Source organism: Tsukamurella ocularis (assembly GCF_965138335.1).
GTDB classification, from domain to species: Bacteria; Actinomycetota; Actinomycetes; order Mycobacteriales; family Mycobacteriaceae; genus Tsukamurella; species Tsukamurella ocularis_A.
On record NZ_CBCSDV010000005.1, the window covers coordinates 38744 to 61669 of the forward strand.

Genomic DNA, 22926 nt, shown 5'->3' on the forward strand with positions numbered 1-22926 from the left:
GTGACCACAGTGCGAGAGGAGAAGCCGATGGGCGAACTCGGGGGCCGGACGGCGCTCATCACCGGCGCCGGGCGAGGGATCGGCCGGGCCATCGCCTGCACGCTCGCGGCGCGCGGCGCGACCGTCGTGGTCAACGACGTGGACCCCGAGCCCGCAGCCGGGACGGTCGAACTCATCACCGCCGGCGGAGGCACAGCCGTGACCTGCGTCGGCAGCGTCACCGATGCGGACTTCCCGGACCGGTTCGTTCAGACCGCCCTGGACGCGACCGGCGGGCTCGACATCATCGTCAACAACGCAGGCTTCTACTGGAACGATCCGATCGAGGACATGTCGGACGAGCAATGGGACGCCGTTCTCGACGCCGATCTGACCGCCCCGTTCCGGATCATGCGGGCCGCGGCGCCGATCATTCGCCGCCACCCCACGGCCTACCACCGAAAGGTCGTGAACATCTCGTCGAACGCGGGCGTCGTGGGTCTAGAGCGCCAGAGCAACTACGCGGCGGCGAAGGCAGGCCTGATCGGGATGACGAAGTGCATGGCGAAGGAGTGGGGGCGCTACGGGGTGAACGTCAATGCCGTCGCGTTCGGATGGATCGCCACCCGTTTGACCGCCGCGGCGGAGAACCTGGCCCACATCGAGGTGGACGGGCATCGGATGCCGGTCGGCATGCGCCCGGAAAAGCGGGACCTCGCAGCGCGGGTGATCCCGCTGGGCCGATCGGGCACGGCGGAGGAGGCCGCGGGGGCGGTGTACCTGCTGTGCACTCCGGACGCCGACTACATCAACGGCCAGTGCCTCGTGTGCGACGGTGGACGCCACTGACCTCCTCGAGGCCCTCGCGTCGGAACCGAATCCAGCACGAACCCACTGGTCCTCGATCGCCAACGAACGCACCGAATCCCTTGACACCCCATCGCAGCGGCACGAAACTGAACCAGGAGAATCCTGTGAACCTCACCCTACCTCTGCATCGCGCTCTCCAGCAGAACGCCGACGCCGTGATGACGATCTGCGGAGATCAGGTCCGTACCACTCGTGAGGTCGCGGACCGGGTCGCCCGACTCGCGGCCGCGCTCGTCGACGACGGGGTCCGCGCTGGCGACCCGGTCGCCCTGCTGTCCCTCAACTCCGACGTCTATCACGAGTTCTTCTACGCCACCTGGTGGTGCGGCGCGGCCGCACTCCCGATCAACACCCGCTGGGCCCTCGACGAGATCGTCTATGCGCTGAACGACTCCGAGGCCGAAGTCCTGATCCTGGACGCCGAGTTCGCCCAGTACGGCCCCGAGCTGCGGGAGACCTGCCCCGCGTTGAGGACGGTGATCTTCCACGGAGAGGGCGTCATCCCCAGGGCGATGCTCGACTACGAGCACCTGATCGCCGCCTCGGAGCCCATGGACGACGTAAGACAGGGTGGCGACTCGCTCGCGCTCCTGCTCTACACCGGCGGCACGACCGGGCGTCCCAAGGGCGTGATGATCAGCCACCGCGGAATGTTCACCTCACTCATCGGCACCCAGCTGGTCAATCGCGCGGCCGAGCCCGGCGGCGTCATGCTGCACACCGCGCCCCTGTTCCACATCGCGGCGGTGTTGAGCTGGCACTCCCAGAACTTCATCGGCGGGAGCCACGTCTTCCAGAGCCGGTTCTCCCCCGGCGGCTTCCTCGAGGCGGTCCAGACCCACCGCGTGACCACCTGCGCGCTGGTCCCCGCGATGATGCAGATGATCTGCGATCACCCCTCGATCGCCGACTACGACGTCAGCAGCCTGCGGCGCATCACCTACGGCGGCTCCGCCAGTTCGGACGGACTGCGAGGCAGGGCTGTTCGCGCCTTCCCCACCGCGGGATTCGGCCAGGGCTACGGCATGACCGAGACCGGCGTCCTCACGATCCTCGGGCCGGACGAATCCGCGGAACAGCGCGCGACCGGGCGAGCCGTGGCGCACGTCGAGCTCGCGATCCATGACGTCGACGGGACACCCCTCCCGGTCGGGGAGATCGGCGAGGTGGTGACCCGCGGTGAACACGTGATGATGGGCTACTGGAAGCTTCCCGAGGTCACGGCCGAGACGCTGCGCGGGGGCTGGATGCACACCGGCGACCTGGGCTACCTCGACGAGAACGGCTACCTGTACGTTGTGGACCGCCTCAAGGACATGATCATCAGTGGCGGAGAGAACGTGTACTCCGCCGAGGTCGAGAACGCGATCGCCACGCACCCGGCGGTCTCGTCGTGCGCGGTGATCGGACTGCCGGACGATCGCTGGGGCGAGAGCGTGAACGCCGTGATCGTGTGCAAGCCGGGAGAATCCGTCACGGCGGAGCAGCTGCGGGCGCACGTGCGGGAAAGGCTCGCCGGCTACAAGGTGCCGCGCGACGTCCGCTTCGTGACTACCCTGCCCACGACGGCCACCGGCAAGATCCTCAAGCGCGAGCTCCGTGCCGAGTTCGCCTCGGCGCCCGCTGACCTCTGACGATCAGATCCCCGCAACTCCGTGTTGTCCACGGTGTTGCGGGGATCGTTGTGTTGCGGGGATCGTTGGAGGCGATCGGGTGCGGAACCCGCTGCACCGCGAGGACGGTGCAGCATTCGTCAGCGGTACTGCGGCTCCGTGCGCCCGGGGAAGATGTCGGGCAGTTCGGAACTGACGCGCGATCCGAAGACCGGATCCCGCTTCTCCAGGAACGACGTGATGCCCTCGTAGGCATCGCGATCGCCGCCGCGAGCCGCCATCCCCCGTGACTCCGCGATGTGCGCGGTCATGGGATGATCCGCACCGAGCATCCGCCAGACCAACTGGCGCGTGAGCGTGACCGATACCGGCGCCGTGCCGTCGATGAACCGCGCGGCGATCTCCCGGGCCGCAGGCAGAAGATCCTCGGGTGCGCACACGGCGGACACCAGGCCCGCCTCGAGGGCCTCGCCGGCGTCGAACATCCGCCCGCTGTAGAACCATTCGAGTGCCCGCGAGACCCCCACCACGCGCGGCAGGAACCAGCTCGAGCAGCTCTCGGGAACAACCCCGCGCCGGGTGAAAGGCACTGCGAAACGCGCTTGGTCCGAGGCGATCCGGACGTCCATCGGCAACGTCAACGTGGTACCGACTCCTACGGCCGGGCCGTTGATGGCGGCGATCACCGGCTTGAGCGAATCGAAGATCCGCAGCGTGGTGATCCCTCCGCCGTCCCGCGGAGGAGTGTCCCCGTAGTCGCCGTGGTCGAATCGTGCTCCGCCCTCGGAGAGGTCGGCGCCGGCGCAGAACGCGCGGCCCGCACCGGTCACGATCACGACCTTCACGGCGTCGTCCCCGTCAGTACGATCGAAGGCGTCCCGGATCTCGGCGGCCATCTCCCGGGTGAAGGCGTTGAGCTTGTCCGGTCTGGTGAGTGTCAGGACGGCCACGCCGTTCCCGTCCACTTCGAGTCCGATCGTCGAGTAGCTCATGCCGGCACCCCCGCTCCGGCGGTGCACGCGCGCAGCACGTGGCGCGCGAGGTTGCGCTCATGTACCTCCGAGGCGCCCTCGTAGATCCGCAGAGCACGCACGTCCCGCCACATCCGCGGGACCGGGCTGTCGCCGACGATGCCCGCCCCGCCCAGGATCTGCACCGCACGATCCGCGACCGAGCTCGCCATCTCGGTGCAGAAGTACTTCGCCGCGGCGATCTGGTGGCGCGGAATCTCTCCCGCATCGAAAGCCCGCGCGCAGTCGAGGACCAGGGCGCGACCCGCCGCGATCTCCGCGTAGCTCCGCCCGAGCCACGCCTGGACCGCGCCGAGGTCACCGATCGGGCGTCCGAACTGCACACGCTCCCGCGCGTGCCGCGCTGCCTCGTCGAGCAGACGGGTGGCCTGACCGACGGCTGTGGCGGCCACATGGGTTCGCGCGTGGTTGATCCCGCGCATCGCGAACTCGAGGCCGCGCCCCTCGACGGCGCCGATCAGAGCGTCGGGCCCGACGTGCACATCACGGAACTCGAGCTCTGCGACCGGCCCCGCCTCGTGACCGTTCATCCGCTCGGGCAGACGCACGGAGAACCCCGGCGCATCGGCGGGAACGAGGAACGCCGACAGGGCCCCGTCGGCCTCGGTTCCGGTCCGGGCGAAGACGACCACGAGATCGGCCCACGCCCCGTTGGTGATGTAGCGCTTGGTTCCGTTGATGACGTATCCGTCGCCGTCGCGCACGGCGCTGGTGCGCAGCGCTCCGGCGTCGGAACCGGCGACGTCCTCGGTGAGCGCGAACGCGGTCACGCAGTCGCCGCCGGCCATCACGGGCAGGTACAGCTGCTGTCCGGATGTGCCGTGGTCGAGCAGGATCTGCGAGGTCAGGCCGATCGTGGTCGAGAACCGCGAGCGGTAGACCACAGACGCGCGCGTGAACTCGAATGTCAGAAGGACCTGCTGCTCCATGCTCCAACCGAGGCCGCCGTGCTCGCGCGGCAGGGTCATACCGAAGAGCCCGAGGTCTCCCATCCGGGTCACCAGGTCCTCGGGGACCGCCCCGCGCTCCGCCATCTCCCACTCGCTGGGGATCAGTTCCTCGTCGGTGAATCGCCGCACCCTCTCGAGGTATTCCTCGAAGCCCATCACGCGAACGTTCTCGTCGATCATCCGTCTCTTCCCGTCGTCGTCCGCGCCGACGTCGATCGTCGACACCCGCTACGCACGACTCAACCACCGGAACCGGCTCGAGTCCAAGATCGATACCCGTTGGTTCGCATAGAGAACGAGCATTGGAATCGCTCTCGAGGGGACGGTTCCATGGAGGTTCGACACGTCTGTGAAACGTACTGACAAGGAGACACCATGAAGTCGTGGCGGGTGCACGAACCGGGCGAGCCGCGGAGCGCGATGCGCTGGGAGGAGGTCCCCGATCCGCAGCCCGGGCCGCACGAAGTGGTCATCGACGTTCGCGCCGCGGCCGTCAACTTCCCGGACCTCCTCTTGTGTCGCGGTACGTACCCACCACAAGCCGGCGCCGCCGTTCACCGTCGGCTGCGAGGCGGTGGGCGTCGTGACGGAGCTCGGCGACGCCGTGACCGGGATACAGGTCGGGCAACGGGTGATCGCCGCGCCGATGGCGTACGGCTGCTTCGCCGATCGCATGCTCGCCCCCGCGGCGGGCTCGCTTCCGGTTCCGGATGACATGCCCGACAGCGCCGCTGCGGCGTTGTTCTCGGCGTACCAGACGAGCTGGGTCGGGCTGGTGCGCCGCGCTGCACTACGGGCGGGCGACACGCTGCTCGTACACGGGGCGGCAGGAGGCGTCGGGAGCGCCGCAGTGCAGATCGGAAAGGCGCTCGGCGCCCGCGTGATCGCCGTCGCCGGCGGCTCCGAGAAGGTCGCGGCATGCACCGCCCTCGGTGCCGACCTCGTGGTGGACCATCGGCGCGATGACCCGGTGGCCGCGGTTCGTGCCTTCACCGACGGACGCGGCGTGGACGTCGCGTACGACCCGGTCGGCGGATCCGCGTTCGACGTGAGCCGGAAGGTGATCGCCGTCGAGGGCCGGATCCTCGTCGTCGGCTTCGCCGGCGGCAGCATCCCCACGTTGGCTGTGAATCACGCTCTACTCAAGAACTACAGTGTTGTCGGATTCCGCCTCCAGCCGTTCCGCGAGGATCCGGAGTATCTCCGCCGGGTGCACGGCGAACTGGTGACGCTCCATGCGGCGGGCATGATCGCGCCCCTGGTCTCCCAACAGCTGCCCCTCTCCGAAGCTGCGGCTGCGGTGGCGCGACTCGGCGAGCGCGGAGTTCTCGGCCGGATCGTCCTCACCGCCTGAGCCCGTCGCGGCGACGCCATCGGCGAAACCCACGGACCTGGTGGACATGACGAAGCGGCCGGGCGATGACATCGTCGTCACCGCCCGGCCGCACCGGGAGCACACCCTCACCGTGCCGGGATCACCGGCGTGCGAGCTCCTCGATCTTCTTAGCGTCGCGCTCCGGGTCGGCGATCAGCGCGACCAGCGCGCCACCGAGCAGGATCGTGACGCCCACCAACTGGAAGGCGACGGCGTAGCCGCGTCCTGCCGAGCCGACAGCATCGACGATCACGCCAGTGAGCCAGGGCGCGATCACACCGGCGGTCGAGTACAGCGCGGTGAACATCGTCAGCACGCTCGCCTGGCGCGCTCCAGGTGCCACGTGCGAGACCGAAGCGAACAGTAGCGGGGTGGCCAGCGACGCAAGGCCGTAGCCGAACACCAGGAGCGTCACCGGCGCCCACTTGCCATCGACGTACGGCAGCAGTACCAGCAGGACGCCGCCGACCCCCAGGCCCGTCGCCGCGACCAGCGAGCGAAGTACCCGCGAGGAACCGCCGCGGCTGAGCAGGCGGTCCGTGAGCCACCCCCCGAGCACGCCGGCGGCGATCGCCACCAGGCTGGGAAGACCGAACAGGGTTCCCGCCTGGACTCGGGTGAAACCGAGCCCTACCTCGAAGTACGACGGCAGCCAGGTCAGAACCACGGTGGCCATGGCGTTGAGCGCGAAGGCACCCACCACCGCGGCCAGCACCGTGCGCGTCCGCAGGATGGCCCACATCGGCACCCGCAGGTCGTCCGCCGCGGACCCGCTGGCCCCGGGCGCGGCGTCGGCGTCGCCCACAGCCCTCTCTTCGGCGCGCGGGACGCCGGCGGTGCTGAAGGGCCCCTGCTTCCCGATGAAGAACCACAGCACGCACCACACGCCGCCGATCACGGCGAGGGCCACGATCGCGGACCGCCACCCGTGGTTCACGATCAGCACTGCGAGGAACGGCGCGATCACGATCTTCGACAGGCCCGTTCCTGCGATGAGCAGCGCCGACGGCAGCGCGCGCTTCTCCTTCGGGAACCACTGGAACGCGGCGGCCTGGGTCAGTCCGCCCGCCGGTCCCTCCGCGGCGCCGAGGCCGATGCGCGTGGCGAGCAGGACTCCCGCGGACGCCATGAACACCAGCGGCATCTGCACCGCCGACCAGATCACCACAAGGATCAGGAGCGCCCATTTGATCTTGATGCGGTCCGCGATCAGGCTCACTCCCAAACCGGTGACGGTGAACAGGAAGAAGAACGCACTGCTCATGAATCCGAGGTCCGAAGCCGACAGCCCGAGCTCCTTCGCGATCGGCTGCGCGATGAGTCCGAACACCGCCTTGTCGGCCCAGTTGATCATCACGCAGCACATCAGCATGATCACGACGAACCACGCCGTCGATGATCGGTGTTGATCCTGCTGCTGCGGCGTGGCCGGTTGATCGGCCATGGTGTTGGTGGACATCTGCACCTCTCACGTTCTGTGGAAATCGATCGACGCCCGACCGCCGATCGATGAAGGGCCGGAATCCGGTACACGGGGGGCCGGATCGTGGCAGACACCGGCCCGGCGCAGCGAAACGTCGTGTGGAAATCCCTCTTTCGCGCTCCCGATGCGATCGGGTCTGCGATGACACCGTGGCGGTGCGACTCGAGATGGAGGCTCTTCCGGCTGCAACAAGTAAATCACCGGAACCCTACTGTGGCAAGAGTCACAGAGGATGGAGGGCCGTCCGAACCATAGAGATGTGCACACCCGGCCATCGCACTGCGTCATGATTGCCTTCGAAGCCCAAACATGTTGGATTGCAACGCCGGACGCGGCAGCAAGGCGGGAGATGCACGGCATCTCCCGCCTCGTGGCGTTCGGTCTGGATTCCAGCGGTTCAGATGTCGACGAGGAACTCCGCCTCGCCGATCAATGCGTCGACGCCGTTCTGCCGAGCACAGTGCAGCTCGACCAGCACGCGACGGCCGTCGTCCGCCTCGCGCACGTCGATGATCGTCGCCGAGCAGGTCAGCTCATCGCCGGGCCACACCTTCTCCGCGAACCTGATCTTGAAACGGCGGACAGCCTCGACCCCCAGCCAGTCCGTCGCGTAGCTGGCCAGCATTCCGGCCTGCAGCATGCCCACCGAGAACACGGACGGAAAGCCGGTCTCCTTCGCGAAGACGTCGTCGTGGTGGAGGGGATGGAAGTCGCCGGAGGCGCCCTGGTACTTCACGAAGTCTGTGCGCGTGAGCGGCGGATAGGTGCGCGGCGGCGCTTCCTGTCCGACGGTGTAGGAAATCGATGTCGTCATTTCTTCCCCTGGGATTCGCCGGACGTCGCCGTCTCGATGATGGTGCTGTTCTGCGTCGCCACGAGAACACCCTGTTCGTTACGGAATTCGGTGACCAGCTTCGCGAAGGTCATGACTCCGCCGCGCTTGCCCGGCTTCTCGAACCGCTCGCCCACGCTGGTCTCGGCGGTGAGCGTCTGGCCGGCGCGGGGCAGCGGACCGTGGAACACGTACTCCTCCTCGCCGTGCAGGATGCGACGGCGATCGAAGCCCAGCTGCTTGAAGCCCGACTGCTCCGCCGGCTCCCAGATCATCCGTGCGCTGGTGAGCATCGTCGGCGGGATCACCGCGTCACGTCCCTCGTGCGCTGCGTCCTCGGTCTTGACCGCGCGGGCGAACTCCCGCACCTTGCTGTAGTCGATCGGGAACTCGTAGCTCATTTCGTCTCTCCCTCGACCTTGGGAATGCCGGCGCGACGGGTCACCACCGACTTCGGGAACGACTCCTCGCCCATCAGTCGCGTGAGCTCGCCGATGTCCAGCGGCCGATCCTCACGGATCTCGTGCGCGATCGAGTACCCGCCGTAGAGGCCCACGTACCCGCCGTACACTGCGAACACCTGTCCGTTGAACGCGCATTCCGCGCTCGAGAGGTACGCCACCAGCGACGAGCAGTTCGCTGCGTTGTAGCGATCGAAGACGGCGGCGTCGACGGGCTCGCCGACCAGGTCCTTGATGCCGGGCGTGGCCTTGACCGGCTCGGTCCGCGCGACGGGGGCGATCGCGTTCGCCTTCACCCCGAACCGCTCCAACTCACGGGAAGCGTTCACGACCTGGATCGCCAGTCCGGCCTTCGCCGCGGAGTAGTTCCACTGGCCGAAGTTGCCGTGCAGGCCGGACCCGGAACTCGTGTTGACGATCGTCCGCTGCGCCTCGTGTCCCGCCTTGGCCTGATCTCGCCAGTACCTCGCCGCCGCCTGAGTAGCGGAGAACGCCCCCTTCAGATGGACCGCGACGACCGAGTCGAACTCCTCCTCGGTCATGTTCCACAGCATCGAGTCACGGATGATGCCCGCGTTGTTCACCACCGAGTGCAGGTCTCCGAAGTTCGCCACTGCGGCGTCCACGAGCTGTTGCCCCACCGCCATCTCCGCGATCGAGCCCGCCACCGCGACGGCCTGACCGCCCGCACCGGCGATCTCATCGACCACGTCCTGCGCGCCGCGCACGTCGTTGACCACGACTGCGGCGCCCTCGCGCGCCAGGAGAAGCGCGTGTTCGCGGCCGATCCCGCCGCCCGCACCGGTGACGACCGCCACCCGCCCATCGAGTTGTCCCATGATTCTTCCTTCAGTTCGTCGGATTCGGCTGTAGCCGAAGAGGTTCGTGCCCCAGGCGGGGCGGCGATCGAGGTCAGGAGACCTTCTCGTACAGGGTGACGACGCCCGCGCCGCCGAGCCCGAGGTTGTGCGCGAGGCCCATCGTGACGCCGTCCACCTGGCGGGCATCGGCGGTACCACGCAGCTGCCAGACCATCTCGGCGCACTGGGCCAGTCCCGTCGCACCGAGCGGGTGCCCCTTGGACATCAGCCCGCCGCTGGGGTTGACCACGACCCGGCCGCCGTAGGTGTTGTCGCCGTTCGCGATGAACTCCTGCGAGGCGCCCTCCTCGACGAGGCCGAGCGCCTCGTAGCAGAGCACCTCGTTCACGGTGAAGCAGTCGTGCAGCTCGACGACGCCGATGTCCTTGGGGTCGACCCCCGCCGTCTCGTACACGTCGTTCGCGGCGGCCCGGGTGATGTCCGCACCCACCAGCGCGAACACGTCGTCACCCGTGAACAGCCCGTCGAAGTCGGTGGCCAGCGACTGGGCGGCGATCTTCACACCGGGAGTGAGGCCGTTGACCCGCGCGAACTCCTCGGAACAGATGATCGCGGCGGCCGCGCCACAGGTGGGCGGGCAGGCCTGCAGGCGGGTCAGGCCGCCGTACAGGGCCGGCGAGGCCAACACCTCCTCCTCCGTCACCGCGTCGCGGAACACCGCGTACGGGTTGTTGGCCGCGTGCTTGCGTGCCTTCACGGAGATCTTCGCGAACAGGTCGGTGGAGACGTCGTACCGACGGCTGTACTCGGCCGCCGCGGCACCGAAGTACTGCATCGCCATCGACGGATTCTCCTTATCGACACCGTGGAGCCGGTCGAGCGCCTCGGCGTGCAGGCCCATCGGGGCGGGACGGTCGGTCCACTGCCCTTTGAGGGCGCCGGGCTGCATCTGCTCAAACCCGACCGCGAGCGCGCAGTCCACCGCACCGGACTCGACGGCCTGGCGGGCCAGCCACAGGGCCGAGGACCCGGTCGCGCAATTGTTGTTGACGTTGATGATCGGGATCCCGGTCATGCCAACGCCGTAGACAGCTCGCTGTCCGCTGGTCGAATCGCCGTACACGTAACCGGCGTACGCCTGCTGGACGAGCTTGTAGTCGACGCCTGCGTCGGCGAGGGCCGCGGCGATCGCCCGTGATCCCATGTCGAAGTAGTGCTCGCTGCGGCCGGGCTTGGTGAAGGGAACCATCCCGACACCGGCGACGAGGGCTTGTCCGCTCATCGTGACTCCTTCAGGTAGCTGAGAATCTGTGTTTTCCAGGCCGTTACAGGCCGATGTCCTTGGCGATGATGGTCTTCATGACCTCGCTGGTACCGCCGTAGATCCGGGAGACGCGTGTGTCCGCGTACAGTCGCGCGATCGGGTACTCGAGGATGTAGCCGTAGCCGCCGTGCAGCTGGAGGCACTTGTCGATCACCCGCCCCGCGGTCTCGGTGCAGAAGAGCTTGATCCGAGCGGCGTCGGGCGCCGTCAACTCCCCCGACTCGTCGAGCTCGAGCCCCTGATCGACCAGCGCTTGTGCCGCAGCGACTTCGGTCGCGCACTCGGCGAGAACGAACTTGCTGTTCTGGAAGTCCGCGACCGGGCGGCCGAAGATGTGCCGCTCTCGCACGTAGTCCTTCGCGAGGTCGATGGCGGCGACGGCGTTCGCGGTCTGGGTGACCCCGATGGAGAGGCGCTCCCGAGGGAGATTCTGCCCGAGGTACGAGAAGCCTCGATCCTGCTCGCCGAGCAGGTTCTCCACCGGAACCTTCACGTCGGTGAACGACAGCTCATTCGTGTCCGAGGTCTTCATCCCGATCTTCTCGAGCTTGCGGCCGAACTCGAATCCCTCACTGTCGGTGGGGACCACCAGCAGGCTGAGACCGTGGCGCCGATCCTGAGCGGAGGCCTCCCCTGTGCGTGCCACCACGACGCAGAGTTCGGAGTTCCGAGCGCCACTGATGAAGGTCTTCGCGCCGTTGAGCACATAGTGCGTTCCGTCTGCGGAGAGCTTCGCGGTGGTCCGGATACCGGCCAGGTCCGATCCCGTGCCCGGCTCGGTCATCGCGATGCACAGCATGGTCCGGCCGGACGCGACACCCGGCAGCCACCGCTGCTTCTGCTCGTCGTTCGCCAGTCGTAGCAGGTACGGAAGGACGATCCCCGTGCTCACGCCGTAGTGGCCGAGGCTGACTCCGAGGCGGGCGGTCTCCTCCGCCATCACCGCCTGGAACTTGAAGCTGGCCGGGCCGGTACCGCCGAACTCCTCGGGGATGTCGAACCCGGTGGCCCCGAGCTCGGCGAGCTTGACGAAGAAGTCGCGGGAGACCTGGTTCTTCTCCTCCCACTCCTGGAAGTTGGGCACGGCCTCGCGCTCCATGAACGACCGGAAGGTCGTGCGGAAGGCTTCGTGCTCGTCGGTGAAGACGGTGCGCTTCATGAGTACTCCTTGATGTTCGGTGACGCGGCGCCCCTGCAGGCGGACGTCGGTTCGTCGGGATGTGGTGCGACAGCTCGGATACGTGGGCGCCGGAGCTGCGTCAGACGCGCCCGGCGTCGACCACGAGGCACTGGCTGTTGACGTAGTCCGCCTCCGGAGTGCACAGCAGGTACACCGCGCCGGCGGCCTCCGCAGGGGTCCCCCCGCGCCCGAAGGGGATGGTCTTCGAGGCCATCGCCATCCGGTCCGGGTTCACACCGACGCGGATGTCCCGGCCATCGATGGTCAACTGCGCATTCGCATCCGCGGTGACCTCGGTCATCCGCGTGATGATGAGACCGAACGCGACGGCGTTCACGTTCACCTTGTACCGGCCCCACTCCTTCGCCAGGGTCTTGGTCAGGCCGATCACACCGGCCTTCGCCGCGCCGTAGTTCGCCTGTCCCGCGGTGCCGTAGACGCCGGACACCGAGGAGATGTTGACCACCTTGCGGTGGTACTCAGTGGGGTTGGCCTTGATGTAGGGCAGCGCAGCGCGGAGGATCCGGAACGGCGCCTTGAGGTTGACGTCGAGAATCGTGTCCCACTGCTCGTCGGTCATCTTCTGGATCACGGAATCCCAGGTGTACCCGGCGTTGTTCACGATGATGTCCAGGCCGCCGAACGAGTCGACCGCGGTTGCCACGAACCTCTCGGCGAAGCCGTCCTCCGCAACCGACCCGACGCAGGACGCGGCCCGCCCGCCGGCTGCGATGATGTCCTGCTCAGTCCGCCGTGCCGGCTCCGGGTCCAGGTCGTTGACGACCACCGCGGCACCCTCGCGAGCCAGCTTGAGAGCCACCTCGCGCCCGATCCCGCGCCCGGAGCCGGAGACCAGAGCCACCCTGCCGTTCAGATTTCCCATGGGTTGCGCCTCTCTGCGCTCGAAGGCGATCGTCCGCCGGACATGAGACGGAGCGCCCGCGTGACTCGCCGTATTCGGTTTCTTCATATTTACATCTACGGCCATACTCGCTGATTGTCAACACTGATCGCGCCACTCATGGAGCAACTGTCAGTTCGCATCAAGCGAACAGGACCGCCGCGGCGCCGGAGCCGATCACCAGGGCGATCACGAGCGCGCGAAAGGTCTCGACGGGCAGTAGTGCCCCGCATCGCAGACCGGCGGCATTGCCCACGAACGCCGCCAGGAGGAAGAGCGGCATGGCGTGCCAGGGGAAGGAGTCGGGGAGCATGCCGCCCGTGACGACCAGACCGAGCGCCACCGTGTTGGTGACCACGAAGTAGCCCGCGAGGTCGGCCACGAAGATGTGCCGAGGCACTTCCGCCCGGTGCAACAACAGCACGGGGGGGAGGTCCCCCGAGCGACGTGGTCGAGGTCATGAAGCCGCCCACCGCGCCCACCGCGGCCTGGGCGGCGGCGGACGGTGGCGGCGCCGGATTCCTGGGCACCGCGAGCCACACGCCGCACACCACCACGGCGGCGCCCGCGCACGGCTGCAACAGTCCCGTAGGGGCGTGCACGAGGACGGCGGCGCCCCCCCAACGCGCCGGGAACGCTGCCTGCGCAGAGGAGGAGGACCCGCCGCCGGTCCATGTCGCGGCGCATCCGTGCCGCGACCACCGCGCGGGTGGTGATGCCTGCGACGAGATTGATCACCACCACTTCGGGCAGGCCGAGGCCGACCAGGAGCATCAGCGGGGTCCCCACCAACGCCGAGCCGAATCCCGTGGCGCCCCCGACCATCGCCGCGAAGCCGAGACACAGGACGCCCAGGAACGTCGTCACCATCCGGCGCCGACCTCGACCGGGATATCAGTCACCGAGAGTGACCATCCGATGATCGCCGATCCCATCGCTGATCCGGCGCAGGTGGTCCGCACCGCCGCCGAGCGTGTGCTCGATCGCGGTCAGCCGGCTCACGTAGTGCGCCAACGGATATTCGGCGGTGAGCCCGATTCCGCCGTGCATCTGAATCGCCTCCTGGCCGATCAGTCGCGCCGACCTGCTCACCCGGAGCCGGGCCCGGGACGCCACCACCGGATCGAACTCGCCGGCGTCGATCGACATCGCCGCGTACATGCTCATGCTGCGCGCCAGCTCCAACGCGACGTACATGTCGGCGGCGCGGTGGGTGAGCGTCTGGAACTTCGCCAGCGGCACCCCGAACTGCCGCCGATTCTTGAGGTATTCGACGGTCAACCGGAGTGCCTCGCTCATCGCGCCGACGGCCTCCGCGCACAACGCCGATTGCGCGCGCACCTCCCACTCGACGAGCGTCGCCCCGCGATCCGACGGATGACCGAGCGGCACGGCCGCAGCGTCGGCGAGCTCCCACTGCGCGCCCCGCAGGCCGTCGTGTGTCGCGTACCCGATCCTGGTGACCCCGGCACCGTCGGACGGCACCAGGAACAGGCCCGTCCCGCCGGACGGGAGCGCCGCGCTCACGAGGGCGACGTCCGCACAATCGCCATGCAGCACGGGATTCTTGGTCCCGGTCACGCGCCAGCCGTCAGGTCCCTCGCTCGCTGCGGTGGTCACGGGCACGTGCGGCCATCGCCCGCCCGGCTCGTGGTGCGCCACGGCACAGAGGAGGGAGCCGTCGGCCAACCCGGGCAGCATCGCCGCCCGCTGCTCGTCACCCCCGGCCGCCACGATCAGCGCACTCGGGCCGAGAACCGCATCCCACAGCGGCTCGGGTGCGAGCGCTCGCCCCACCTCCGTCAGCACCAGCATCGCCTCGACCGCGCCCGCGGCCATGCCGCCGTCCGCCTCGGGAAGGCTCATCGCGAGCACGCCCATGTCGGCCAGCGCGCCCCACGCATCGCGGTTCCAGCCGAGTTCCTCGCCGGTCACACGGTTGCGGTCCTCGATCGCGGGGTAGAACTTGGTCAGCAGCACGCGCGTGGCGTCCGCCAGCATCTGTTGCTCGTCGGTGACGTTGAAATCCATGTTCCGTCCTTACAATCCGAGAGTGGTGGACGCGATGATGGTGCGCTGCACCTCGCTCGCGCCGCCGTAGATGGACACCTTGCGCACGTTCAGATAGCTCAGTGCCGAGCGCTGCGCCCAATGCGGACTGGCCACCCCGATCTGCGCGCCGATCGGTATCGAGTCGACCCCCGCCACGTCGAGCAGGAGTTCCGTCGCCGCCTGCTGCAGCTGCGATCCGCGCAACTTGAGCACCGACGGGATGGCGGCCAGGTCCGCCGTGGCACCGCCGGACACGGCCCGGAGCTGTGTCAGTTCCAGAGCCAGCACGTCGTTCTCCAGCTCCGCCAGGCGGGAGGCGAACATCGGGTCATCGAGCAACGTGCCCGTGCCCACCGGGATCGCCGCGGCGTAGTCCTTGGCGCGCGCCAGACGCACCTTGGTGACGCCGCACCGCGCGACGCTGGTGCGCTCGTGCTGGAGCAGGAACTTCGCATAGGTCCAGCCGTGGTTCTCCTCGCCCACCAGGTTCTCCGCCGGTACGCGGACGTTCTCGAAGAACACCTCGTTGACCTCGTGGCCGCCGTCGATCAGCTCGATCGGACGGATCGTGATGCCCGGCGTCTTCATGTCGATCAGCAGGAACGAGATCCCTGCCTGCGGCTTCGGCGCATCCGGGTCGGTGCGCACGAGACAGAAGATCCAGTCGGCGTGCTGCGCCAGCGAGGTCCAGATCTTCTGGCCGTTCACCACGTACTCGTCGCCGTCCCGCACCGCGCGCGTCTTGAGCGACGCCAGGTCCGAACCCGCGTCGGGCTCCGAGAAGCCTTGGCACCAGTAGATGTCCATGTTCGCAGTGGGAGGCAGGAAGCGACGCTTCTGGTCCTCGTTCCCGAACTCCGCGATCACGGGGCCCACCATCGCCGTGTTGGTGGGCAGGGTCTCGGGCACCGACGCCAGCTGCAGCTCGTCGAGGAAGATGTGCCGCTGGATCGGCGTCCAGTCGCGGCCGCCCCATTCCACGGGCCAGTTCGGGACCGCCAGGCCGTGGGCGTTCAGGATCTTCTGCGTTGTGACGCGATCCTGCTCGTCGACGTGGACGGCGAGGCGGGCGCGCTCGCGGATGTCCGCGGGAATCTCGGTCGTGAAGAACGTCCGCACCTGCTCGCGGAACGCCAGCTCCTCGTCGGAGTAAGTCAGGTTCATGTGGTTTCCTCGCTCGGCTGTCCGCTCCGGCACCCCGGGGCGACGGAGCGGACCGATCGGACGATGACCCTTCCAGTGAACGTGGCGGGCGGCGCACCCGTCCAAGAGCCGTTTGCGCAATCACCCATCGCGATCGTCTATCCCGCGCGACGCACTGCACCCATCGCGATCCTCTATCCCGCGCGACGCACTGCACCCCCGCGCGGCGCGGCTCATAGGCGCCGACTATCCCATCGTTCGGCGCTGGGCCATTGCCCCGCGCCTCCCACCTCGGTGAGGTGAAGGGATGACGAGAGATCTGCAGGACAGGGTGGCGATAGTGACCGGCGCGGGCCGCGGCGTGGGCCGCGCACACGCGCACGAGCTGGCGGCACTCGGCGCCCGGGTGGTGGTCAACGACCTCGGAACCGCGGGCGACGGCAGCGGCGGCGCGCACGGCCCCGCCGAGCAGGTGTGCGCGGAGATCCGCGCTGCAGGAGGTGAGGCCGTCCCCGATTTCGGCGATGTCGCCGATGAAGCGGCCTCCGCGGCGCTCATCGCCCGCGCGGTCGACACGTTCGGCCGTCTGGACGTGCTGGTGTGCAACGCCGGCATCATCCGCGGCGGGCCGCTCCAGGACATCTCGGTGGAGCAGTGGGATTTGATGAGCGCGGTCAACCTCCGCGGACACTTCCTGCCGGTCCGGGAGGCCGCACGGTACTGGTCGGGCCGCGCCGCGGAGTCGGGACAGCGGGTGTACGGCAGCATCGTGCTGACCGCGTCCCGGGCCGGTCTCGTGGGCAGCCAGGGGCAGCTCGACTACGCGGCCACCAAAGCCGGCATCGCCGCGATGGCGGTCGTCATCGCGCGCGAACTCGCCCCGATCGGCGTGCGCGCCAACGCGGTGTGCCCGCGCGGGCGCACCCGGATGACAGCCGGGGCTCCCGGCTACGAGGCGCCCATCGGCGACGGTTTCGACGTCAAGGCGGTCGAGAACAACTCCGCGATGGTCGGCTACCTGGCGTCACCGCTGTCCGCGGACGTGTCCGGCCAGGTCTTCGTCGTGGGCGAGGACAACGTCCAGTGGATGCGGGGTTGGACGCAGCAGGGCGAGCTGCGCAAGCCCCATGCCCGCCTCACCGTCGCGGAGATCGACAGCGGCGCGCGGGTCCTGTTCTCCGACCGCCCTACTCAGCCTTCCGAGGGGCTGGCGCTCCCTACCACCGGCGGCTCACCGGAGGCGCCGTGAACCTGCGCGCGGCGTCCGATGGTGACGAACGCGCGGGCCGCCGCCGAGAGCCCCGCCTTCCGATAGACGAACCCGTACGCCTGCACAGGTTCCGGATCGATCCGGCAGAGGTGGGCGCCGCCCTCCTCCGCTTCGCGCGCCAGGTCGGGGGGAAGCACCGCTGCTCCCGCTCCCGTGGCCACCAGCCGCGGGTGTGCGGGCAGCACCCCCACTTCCAGGGCGACGCGCAGCGTCACGTCCATTCGCTCGCACTCGCGATCGAGCAGGTCCCGCACCACATCGCCCGGGGGGCCGGCAACCAGGGAGAGGTTGGCCAGGCGCGCCAGCGGAATGCTCGCCTCATCGAACAGGACGTGTCCCGGCGGCAGCGCGAGGACGAGCGGTCGACGCCCGAGCGCGACCGCCGCGGTTCCGGTCGGCGGTACCTCCGGCGGCGAGCACAGTGCGAGCTCGCATTCGGCGCGGCGCACGTGGTCGGCCGCGGCGTCCGCATCCGCCGCCTGCAGCACGTTGACCCAGATCCCGGGGTGAGCGTCACGAAACGCGCGGATGATCGGCAGCAGGGGATCCACCGCGAGGTCGGAGGTGACCGCGATGTCGATCCGGCCCGCCTCGAGGTGCTCGATCCGGCGCACCGAGGCCGACGTCGACGCCACCCCGGCGAGTACCTGCCGCGCGGGCCCCACCAGCGCCGTCCCGGCGGAAGACAGTTCCAGGCCACGGCCCACTCGCCGGAAGAGTTCCACGTCGAGTTCCCGCTCCAGCGCTCGCAGCGCGTGCGAGACCGAGGGCTGGGCGACGAACAACGCCTCCGCGGCCCGGGTGACGCCGCCGTGGTCGACGACCGCGAGGAAGTAGCGTAATTGTCGGGCGTCCATGCTTGCACCGTATCTCAGGAGGACCACGTGGAGTTCAGACAACTGGAGCAGTTCCTCGCGGTGGTCGATCACGGCGGACTGGTGCGGGCCGCGGCGGCGCTGCACATCGCGCAACCGTCACTGTCCCAGACGATTCGCGGCCTGGAGCGGGAGCTGCGGACTGCACTGTTCCATCGCGTCGGACGAGGGCTGGTGCTCACCGTGACCGGCGAGGCGCTCGTCGCGCCTGCTCGTCAGCTGATGCGCGACGTGGACACCGCGAGGGCGTCGGTCGCCGAGGTGTCGGGTATCCGATCGGCACGGCTCGACCTGGCGGCGATGGGCGGGCCGCTCGAGATGCTGCTTCCCGTTCTCAGCGATTTCCGCCGCCGCTACCCGGATGTGGTGATCGGGTTGGTGACGCCCACGATGGAGACCGAGCTGGTGCGGCGCATCATCGAGGGCCGGAGTGAGCTGGGGTTCCTCCCGCTGCCCGAGGACGTGGACACGTCGGATCCCCGCAGTGGGGTGGAGTTCGACCTCCTCGGTATCGAGCCGATCGTGCTGATGACCCCGCCGGGCCACGGTGAGGAGCTCCCCGACCCGCTTCCCCTGGACCTCCTTCCCGACCTACCCGTGGTCGCCGCGCCGCCCGGAGCCCGCGGCCGCGGGCTGGTCGAAGAGGCGCTCCGGGCGGCCGGAGTCCGTACCCGGGTCGGCGTGGTCACCGAGCACAGGTACACGCAGGCCGCGCTGGTGGCGGGCGGCCTGGGGATAGCGTTCGTCCCGGCCGGCCAGGCCGGGCCGGGACACCAGGCGGGCGCGGTCGTCCGGCACCTCACCCCACCCGTCGTGGTGCCGTTCGGGATCGCTCGCCGGTCGGGATTCCTCTCCCCCGCGGCGCGCGCCTTCCGTGCGCTCGCCGTCGAACGCCTCACCGGCCCGTCCTCTGCCTCCACGGCCCGGGACCCAGCCCTTCCGTGATCGGACGGCGCGCGTCTGTTCGATCGCGGCGGCTCAACCGTCGGTCAGAGCAGCTCCAGGACGGTCGCGTTGGCCATCCCGCCGCCCTCGCACATGGACTGAAGGCCGTACCGGATGCCCTCATCGCGCATCCGATGCACCATCGTGGTCATCAGGCGCGCGCCCGACCCGCCCAGTGGGTGGCCGATCGCCATCGCGCCGCCGTACGGATTCATCAGCCGGTAGTCTGCGCCGGTCTCCGTGAGCCAGGACAGCGTGACCGAGGCGAAGGCCTCATTGATCTCGAACGTCCCGATGTCCGACAACGACAGGCCCGCCCGGGCAAGCACCTTCGCAGTCGCGGGAATCGTGCCCTTGAGGTTGGCCACGGGATCGGAGCCCGTCACGACGGCGGTGTGGATCCGCGCCATCGGGCGCCAGCCGTTCGCGCGGGCGATCTCGCTCGTGGTCACCAGGAGAGCCGCGGAGCCGTCCGACACCTGCGACGACGTCGCGGCGGTGATCGTGCCCTCCGCGGAGAACGCCGGTCGCAGGGCACCGAGGCTCTCCAAGGTGCCGCCGCGGCGGACCCCTTCGTCCGTGTCGAACAGGCTCGCTCCACCGTCGACCGGAATCGGGGCGATCTGTCCCACGAACCGGCCCTCGTCGATCGCGCGGGCGGTGCGCTCGTGCGAATCGAGCGCGTGCTGATCCATGTCGGCGCGGGTGATGCCGTACTCGTCGGCGATCATCTGTGGTGCCCCGCCGCGCGCGTACCCGGTGCCGCGGTAGCGCTCCCGCGCGAGCGGCGCATACGCCTCGCCGAAGTCACCGACCCTCGCCGCGGTGCCGATCGGCACCGCGCTCATCAACTCGACCCCACCGGCGACGGCGATGTCGTACTGGCCGCTGATCACGCCCGCCGCCGCCTGATGCACTGCCTGCTGCGACGAGCCGCATTGGCGGTCCACCGTGACACCCGGTACGTGCTCCGGCCACCCCGCCGACAGCACCGCGGATCGCGCGATGCACTGGGACTGCATGCCGAGCGTTTCCACGCACCCCCAGATCACGTCGTCGACGGCGCCGGGATCGAGGCCCGTCCGGTCCACCAGTGCGTTCAGAACGTGCGCCGACACCGATGCGGCGTGGGACTTCGACAGCGCACCGTTGCGGCGGCCCACCGGGGTACGCACCGCATCGACGATGACTGCATCACGCATGAGATCTCCTCGAACCGATTGGGGCCACGCTTCCCGTGGCCCGACACCGACGGGCGCCCCGACGCAGCGACTGCGAAGTGCACAACCCGACCCGCGTGCCTGTGTCTTGATTCTGTCGCTGACCAGGTATTGTGTGCCAATACATAAATCAACACTCACTGATAGGCGACGAGACGTGACCGAGAAAACGGCGGCGTCCCCGGGCCGTCGAAGGCCCCGCGACCGCAAGCATCAGATCGTGCTCGCCGCTTCGCGGCAGTTCCGCGACAAGGGCTATCACAACGTGTCGATGTCCGACGTCGCCGCCGAGGTCGGCATCACGGCGGGCGCCTTGTACCGACACTTCGCGGGCAAGCAGGAACTACTGTTCAGCGCAGTGTCCGACGGCCTCGCCCACGTGCAGGCGATCGCCTCCGACGCAGCGGACCTGGATGCGTTCATCGCGGCCACCGGCCGGTCGTCGCTGGAACGACGGGGCCTGCCCGTGCTCTGGAGCCGCGAGGCCCGGCACCTGAGCGCCGACAAGCGCGCGGCGCTGCGCCCACAGCTCGCGGCGGTGGAAAGCCGAGTGCGCGACCTCCTCGCCCGGGAGCGCCCCGACCTCGATGACGCCGACGTCGACCTCGTGTCCTGGGCCCTGATCGCCGCTCTCGGATCCTCCGGCCTGCACCGGATCTCGCTGTCCAAACACGAGTTCCTCCGCGTGCACGCCGGAATCATGCGACAGGTGGTTCAGGCGCCGCTCGGCACCACCGCCGACACGATCGCGCCGGCGCCGGCACATGATCGGTACACCGGGATCGGCCTGCCTCGCCGGGAGCAGCTGATCGATCACGCGATCCGCCTGTTCGACGAGCGCGGCTTCCAGTCGGTCCGGATGGACGACGTCGGCGCCGCCGAGGGGATCACCGGTTCCAGTGTGTACAAGCACTTCTCCACGAAGGAGGAGCTACTGGCCACCGCGATCCGGCGGGGCGACGAGCAGTTGCGCGCTGGGATGTCCCGCGCACTCACGGAAGGATCCGATTCCGCGGAGGTGCGCCGCATACTGCTCCGTTCGCATACGGATTTCGCGCTCGGGAACAGCCGCCTGATCGGCATGCTGAGCAGTGAGCGCGCGGAACTCCCCGACAAGGAGCGCCGCGTGTCCGAGCGGGTGCTCCGCGACTACCTCGGCGTATGGACCGACGTGCTTCGGGACGAGAACCCCGCGCTCACACCGGAGGTCGCGAAGATGATGGTCGACACGGCCTTCACCGTCACCAACAACCTGGTGCGCATGCGCCTTCTGCGCGAGCGGCGGGACCTCGGCGACCGGATCCTCGACATCAACTCATCGGTCATGCGCTACGCCGGCCCCACCTCGCACACCGACTGACTACGGGCGCGTCGCGGCGAGCAACGCACCGTCGGGACGCGCATCGCGCGCGCGCCGGAACAGCGCCACCCCTACCCCCTGTTGCTCCACGACGGGCCCGCGCGCCACCAGGTGGCGCAGATGCGCGGCAGCCTCCGACAGCGCGAGCCCCTTCCCCATCCAGCGAATCTCGTGCCACGCTCGGTGCCAGTGCATGCGAGCGGCTACCTCCCACAGAGTGAGCTGCTCGTCACCGAAGGAGACGAACATCGCGGCGAGTTCTCCTCGTGGTGGTCGATCAGTTCGCCGGCCCGACGTGGGAGATCGTCGATCGCCGCGCCGTGCGCGCCCAGCCCACGCGTGATCCCGAACCGGCGGACGTTCCGCAGCGAGGAAAGGTAGTCGCCGACGTGGTCGCGCTCGTCCAGCGGGAGGATGGCCGATCCCACGTGCGGGCTCGTCTTCTGCAGCACGTGATCGCCCGTGAACAGCACATCGGCGCCGTCGAGCAGAAAACAGGCGTGTCCGGGGGTGTGCCCCGGAGTGTGCACCACGCGCAGATTCCGCCCGGCGAGCGCGATCACCTGACCGTCGTCCAGCGGGCGGTCCGGGGCGCTCTCCACTGGAGCGGGCGGGGCCGTCGCCCGGTGCTGGTCGAACAGAGCGATCTCGTCCGGAGGAGCGCCGGCCGCGCGCAGTGTGCTCCGGAACCGGTCGGCCCAACCGGTGTCCCGCGGAGAACCATCTGAGCGAAGAGGGCATCGTCGAGGGCGTGCATCGCCACCCACGCGCCGGACGCCTCGCGGACCCGGCCGCACAGACCGGCGTGGTCCGGATGGTGATGCGTCAGGACGACGCCCTCGATGTCCGCCATGGCGACGCCGAAGGAGCCGAGACCCGATACGAGCGCGGCCCAACTCTCGTCGTCGTTCCACCCCGCATCCACCAGGAGCACACCGTTCGTAGACTGCAGGGCGTAGACGAAAGTGTGCCCCAGAGGGCTGTCCGCGATGGGCACCGCGATCCGGTGGATGCCGTCCCCGATCTCGACTGCCAGGTCCATGTCGCCTCCTGCCGAACGTCGACCCCGAGCCGGCCGATCGTTGATGAAATGAACCGCATCACCCGAAGAGTCACCGACGTGATCGGCGGTAGAACTGCAGGAAACCGCGCACTATGTGAATATCAAGACACCACGAACGGCGCCAACTCCGACGATTCGACCGGCGCCTCCCACCCGAGTCGGGGCACGCCCGCGCACG

19 protein-coding genes and 3 pseudogenes are annotated in these 22926 nt (G+C 68.9%); 6 read left to right on the forward strand and 16 right to left on the reverse strand.

Going from position 1 to position 22926, the window contains the following annotated elements:
• The first annotated feature begins 27 nt into the window (after window positions 1–27).
• Window positions 28–828 (forward strand): SDR family NAD(P)-dependent oxidoreductase, encoded by an 801-nt coding sequence (locus tag ACNAYW_RS06790; protein ID WP_415849094.1) that lies wholly within the window; start codon window positions 28–30, stop codon window positions 826–828.
• Between the two features lie 125 nt (window positions 829–953).
• On the forward strand, window positions 954–2483 hold the full coding sequence (locus ACNAYW_RS06795; protein ID WP_415848955.1) for an acyl-CoA synthetase: 1530 nt from the start codon (window positions 954–956) through the stop codon (window positions 2481–2483).
• 119 nt (window positions 2484–2602) lie between these two features.
• Here the strand turns inward: ACNAYW_RS06795 and ACNAYW_RS06800 are convergent, their stop codons facing one another.
• Together ACNAYW_RS06800 and ACNAYW_RS06805 are read right to left on the reverse strand one after the other, a co-directional pair.
• The gene (locus ACNAYW_RS06800; RefSeq protein ID WP_415848956.1) at window positions 2603–3454 is read right to left on the reverse strand and encodes a crotonase/enoyl-CoA hydratase family protein; all 852 of its coding nucleotides are present in this window, start codon (window positions 3452–3454) and stop codon (window positions 2603–2605) included.
• A complete protein-coding gene (locus ACNAYW_RS06805; protein ID WP_415848957.1) occupies window positions 3451–4668 on the reverse strand; it encodes an acyl-CoA dehydrogenase family protein in 1218 nt (405 codons plus the stop codon). The genes ACNAYW_RS06800 and ACNAYW_RS06805 overlap by 4 nt, the downstream gene beginning before the upstream one ends.
• 150 nt (window positions 4669–4818) lie before the next feature.
• Here ACNAYW_RS06805 and ACNAYW_RS06810 point away from each other — a divergent pair.
• Window positions 4819–5797 (forward strand): annotated as a pseudogene (locus ACNAYW_RS06810) (NADPH:quinone oxidoreductase family protein).
• A gap of 121 nt (window positions 5798–5918) precedes the next feature.
• Here the strand turns inward: ACNAYW_RS06810 and ACNAYW_RS06815 are convergent.
• The 11 genes and pseudogenes from ACNAYW_RS06815 to ACNAYW_RS06865 form a co-directional block, all read right to left on the reverse strand.
• A complete protein-coding gene (locus ACNAYW_RS06815) occupies window positions 5919–7277 on the reverse strand; it encodes an MFS transporter (protein ID WP_415848958.1) in 1359 nt (452 codons plus the stop codon).
• Window positions 7278–7698: 421 nt separating this feature from the next.
• On the reverse strand, window positions 7699–8115 hold the full coding sequence (locus ACNAYW_RS06820; protein ID WP_415848959.1) for a MaoC/PaaZ C-terminal domain-containing protein: 417 nt from the start codon (window positions 8113–8115) through the stop codon (window positions 7699–7701).
• On the reverse strand, window positions 8112–8534 hold the full coding sequence (locus ACNAYW_RS06825) for an FAS1-like dehydratase domain-containing protein (protein WP_415848960.1): 423 nt from the start codon (window positions 8532–8534) through the stop codon (window positions 8112–8114). Before ACNAYW_RS06825 ends, ACNAYW_RS06820 begins: the two co-directional genes overlap by 4 nt.
• Window positions 8531–9433 carry an SDR family NAD(P)-dependent oxidoreductase gene (locus ACNAYW_RS06830; RefSeq protein WP_415848961.1) on the reverse strand — a complete coding sequence of 301 codons (903 nt, stop codon included), beginning with the start codon at window positions 9431–9433 and terminating at the stop codon, window positions 8531–8533. The genes ACNAYW_RS06825 and ACNAYW_RS06830 overlap by 4 nt, the downstream gene beginning before the upstream one ends.
• 73 nt (window positions 9434–9506) lie before the next feature.
• Window positions 9507–10697 (reverse strand): lipid-transfer protein, encoded by a 1191-nt coding sequence (locus ACNAYW_RS06835; RefSeq protein ID WP_415848962.1) that lies wholly within the window; start codon window positions 10695–10697, stop codon window positions 9507–9509.
• Window positions 10698–10740: 43 nt separating this feature from the next.
• A complete protein-coding gene (locus ACNAYW_RS06840) occupies window positions 10741–11898 on the reverse strand; it encodes an acyl-CoA dehydrogenase family protein (protein ID WP_415848963.1) in 1158 nt (385 codons plus the stop codon).
• A gap of 100 nt (window positions 11899–11998) precedes the next feature.
• The gene (locus tag ACNAYW_RS06845) at window positions 11999–12802 is read right to left on the reverse strand and encodes an SDR family NAD(P)-dependent oxidoreductase (protein WP_415848964.1); all 804 of its coding nucleotides are present in this window, start codon (window positions 12800–12802) and stop codon (window positions 11999–12001) included.
• Between the two features lie 160 nt (window positions 12803–12962).
• Entirely contained in the window at window positions 12963–13220 is a 258-nt protein-coding gene (locus ACNAYW_RS06850; RefSeq protein WP_415849104.1) for a hypothetical protein, read from the reverse strand.
• 227 nt (window positions 13221–13447) lie between these two features.
• Window positions 13448–13690: pseudogene (locus ACNAYW_RS06855) on the reverse strand (TSUP family transporter); the annotation flags it as partial.
• Between the two features lie 24 nt (window positions 13691–13714).
• Window positions 13715–14851 carry an acyl-CoA dehydrogenase family protein gene (locus tag ACNAYW_RS06860; protein ID WP_415848965.1) on the reverse strand — a complete coding sequence of 379 codons (1137 nt, stop codon included), beginning with the start codon at window positions 14849–14851 and terminating at the stop codon, window positions 13715–13717.
• Between the two features lie 9 nt (window positions 14852–14860).
• Complete coding sequence (locus ACNAYW_RS06865) at window positions 14861–16036, reverse strand: acyl-CoA dehydrogenase family protein (protein WP_415848966.1); 1176 nt, start codon at window positions 16034–16036, stop codon at window positions 14861–14863.
• A gap of 286 nt (window positions 16037–16322) precedes the next feature.
• Between ACNAYW_RS06865 and ACNAYW_RS06870 the strand changes: the two genes are divergently transcribed.
• Complete coding sequence (locus ACNAYW_RS06870; RefSeq protein ID WP_415848967.1) at window positions 16323–17264, forward strand: SDR family NAD(P)-dependent oxidoreductase; 942 nt, start codon at window positions 16323–16325, stop codon at window positions 17262–17264.
• Here the strand turns inward: ACNAYW_RS06870 and ACNAYW_RS06875 are convergent.
• The gene (locus tag ACNAYW_RS06875; protein ID WP_415848968.1) at window positions 17207–18142 is read right to left on the reverse strand and encodes a LysR family transcriptional regulator; all 936 of its coding nucleotides are present in this window, start codon (window positions 18140–18142) and stop codon (window positions 17207–17209) included. The genes ACNAYW_RS06870 and ACNAYW_RS06875 overlap by 58 nt on opposite strands.
• 27 nt (window positions 18143–18169) lie before the next feature.
• Here ACNAYW_RS06875 and ACNAYW_RS06880 point away from each other — a divergent pair, with 27 nt between their 5' ends.
• Window positions 18170–19105 (forward strand): LysR family transcriptional regulator, encoded by a 936-nt coding sequence (locus ACNAYW_RS06880; RefSeq protein ID WP_415848969.1) that lies wholly within the window; start codon window positions 18170–18172, stop codon window positions 19103–19105.
• A gap of 44 nt (window positions 19106–19149) precedes the next feature.
• Here the strand turns inward: ACNAYW_RS06880 and ACNAYW_RS06885 are convergent, their stop codons facing one another.
• Window positions 19150–20307, reverse strand: a complete 1158-nt coding sequence (locus ACNAYW_RS06885; protein WP_415848970.1) for a thiolase family protein — start codon at window positions 20305–20307, stop codon at window positions 19150–19152.
• Between the two features lie 175 nt (window positions 20308–20482).
• On the opposite strand from ACNAYW_RS06885, the gene ACNAYW_RS06890 reads away from it, so the two are divergent.
• Window positions 20483–21685, forward strand: a complete 1203-nt coding sequence (locus tag ACNAYW_RS06890; protein WP_415848971.1) for a TetR/AcrR family transcriptional regulator — start codon at window positions 20483–20485, stop codon at window positions 21683–21685.
• Here the strand turns inward: ACNAYW_RS06890 and ACNAYW_RS06895 are convergent.
• Window positions 21686–22727: pseudogene (locus tag ACNAYW_RS06895) on the reverse strand (MBL fold metallo-hydrolase).
• Window positions 22728–22926 lie beyond the last annotated feature (199 nt).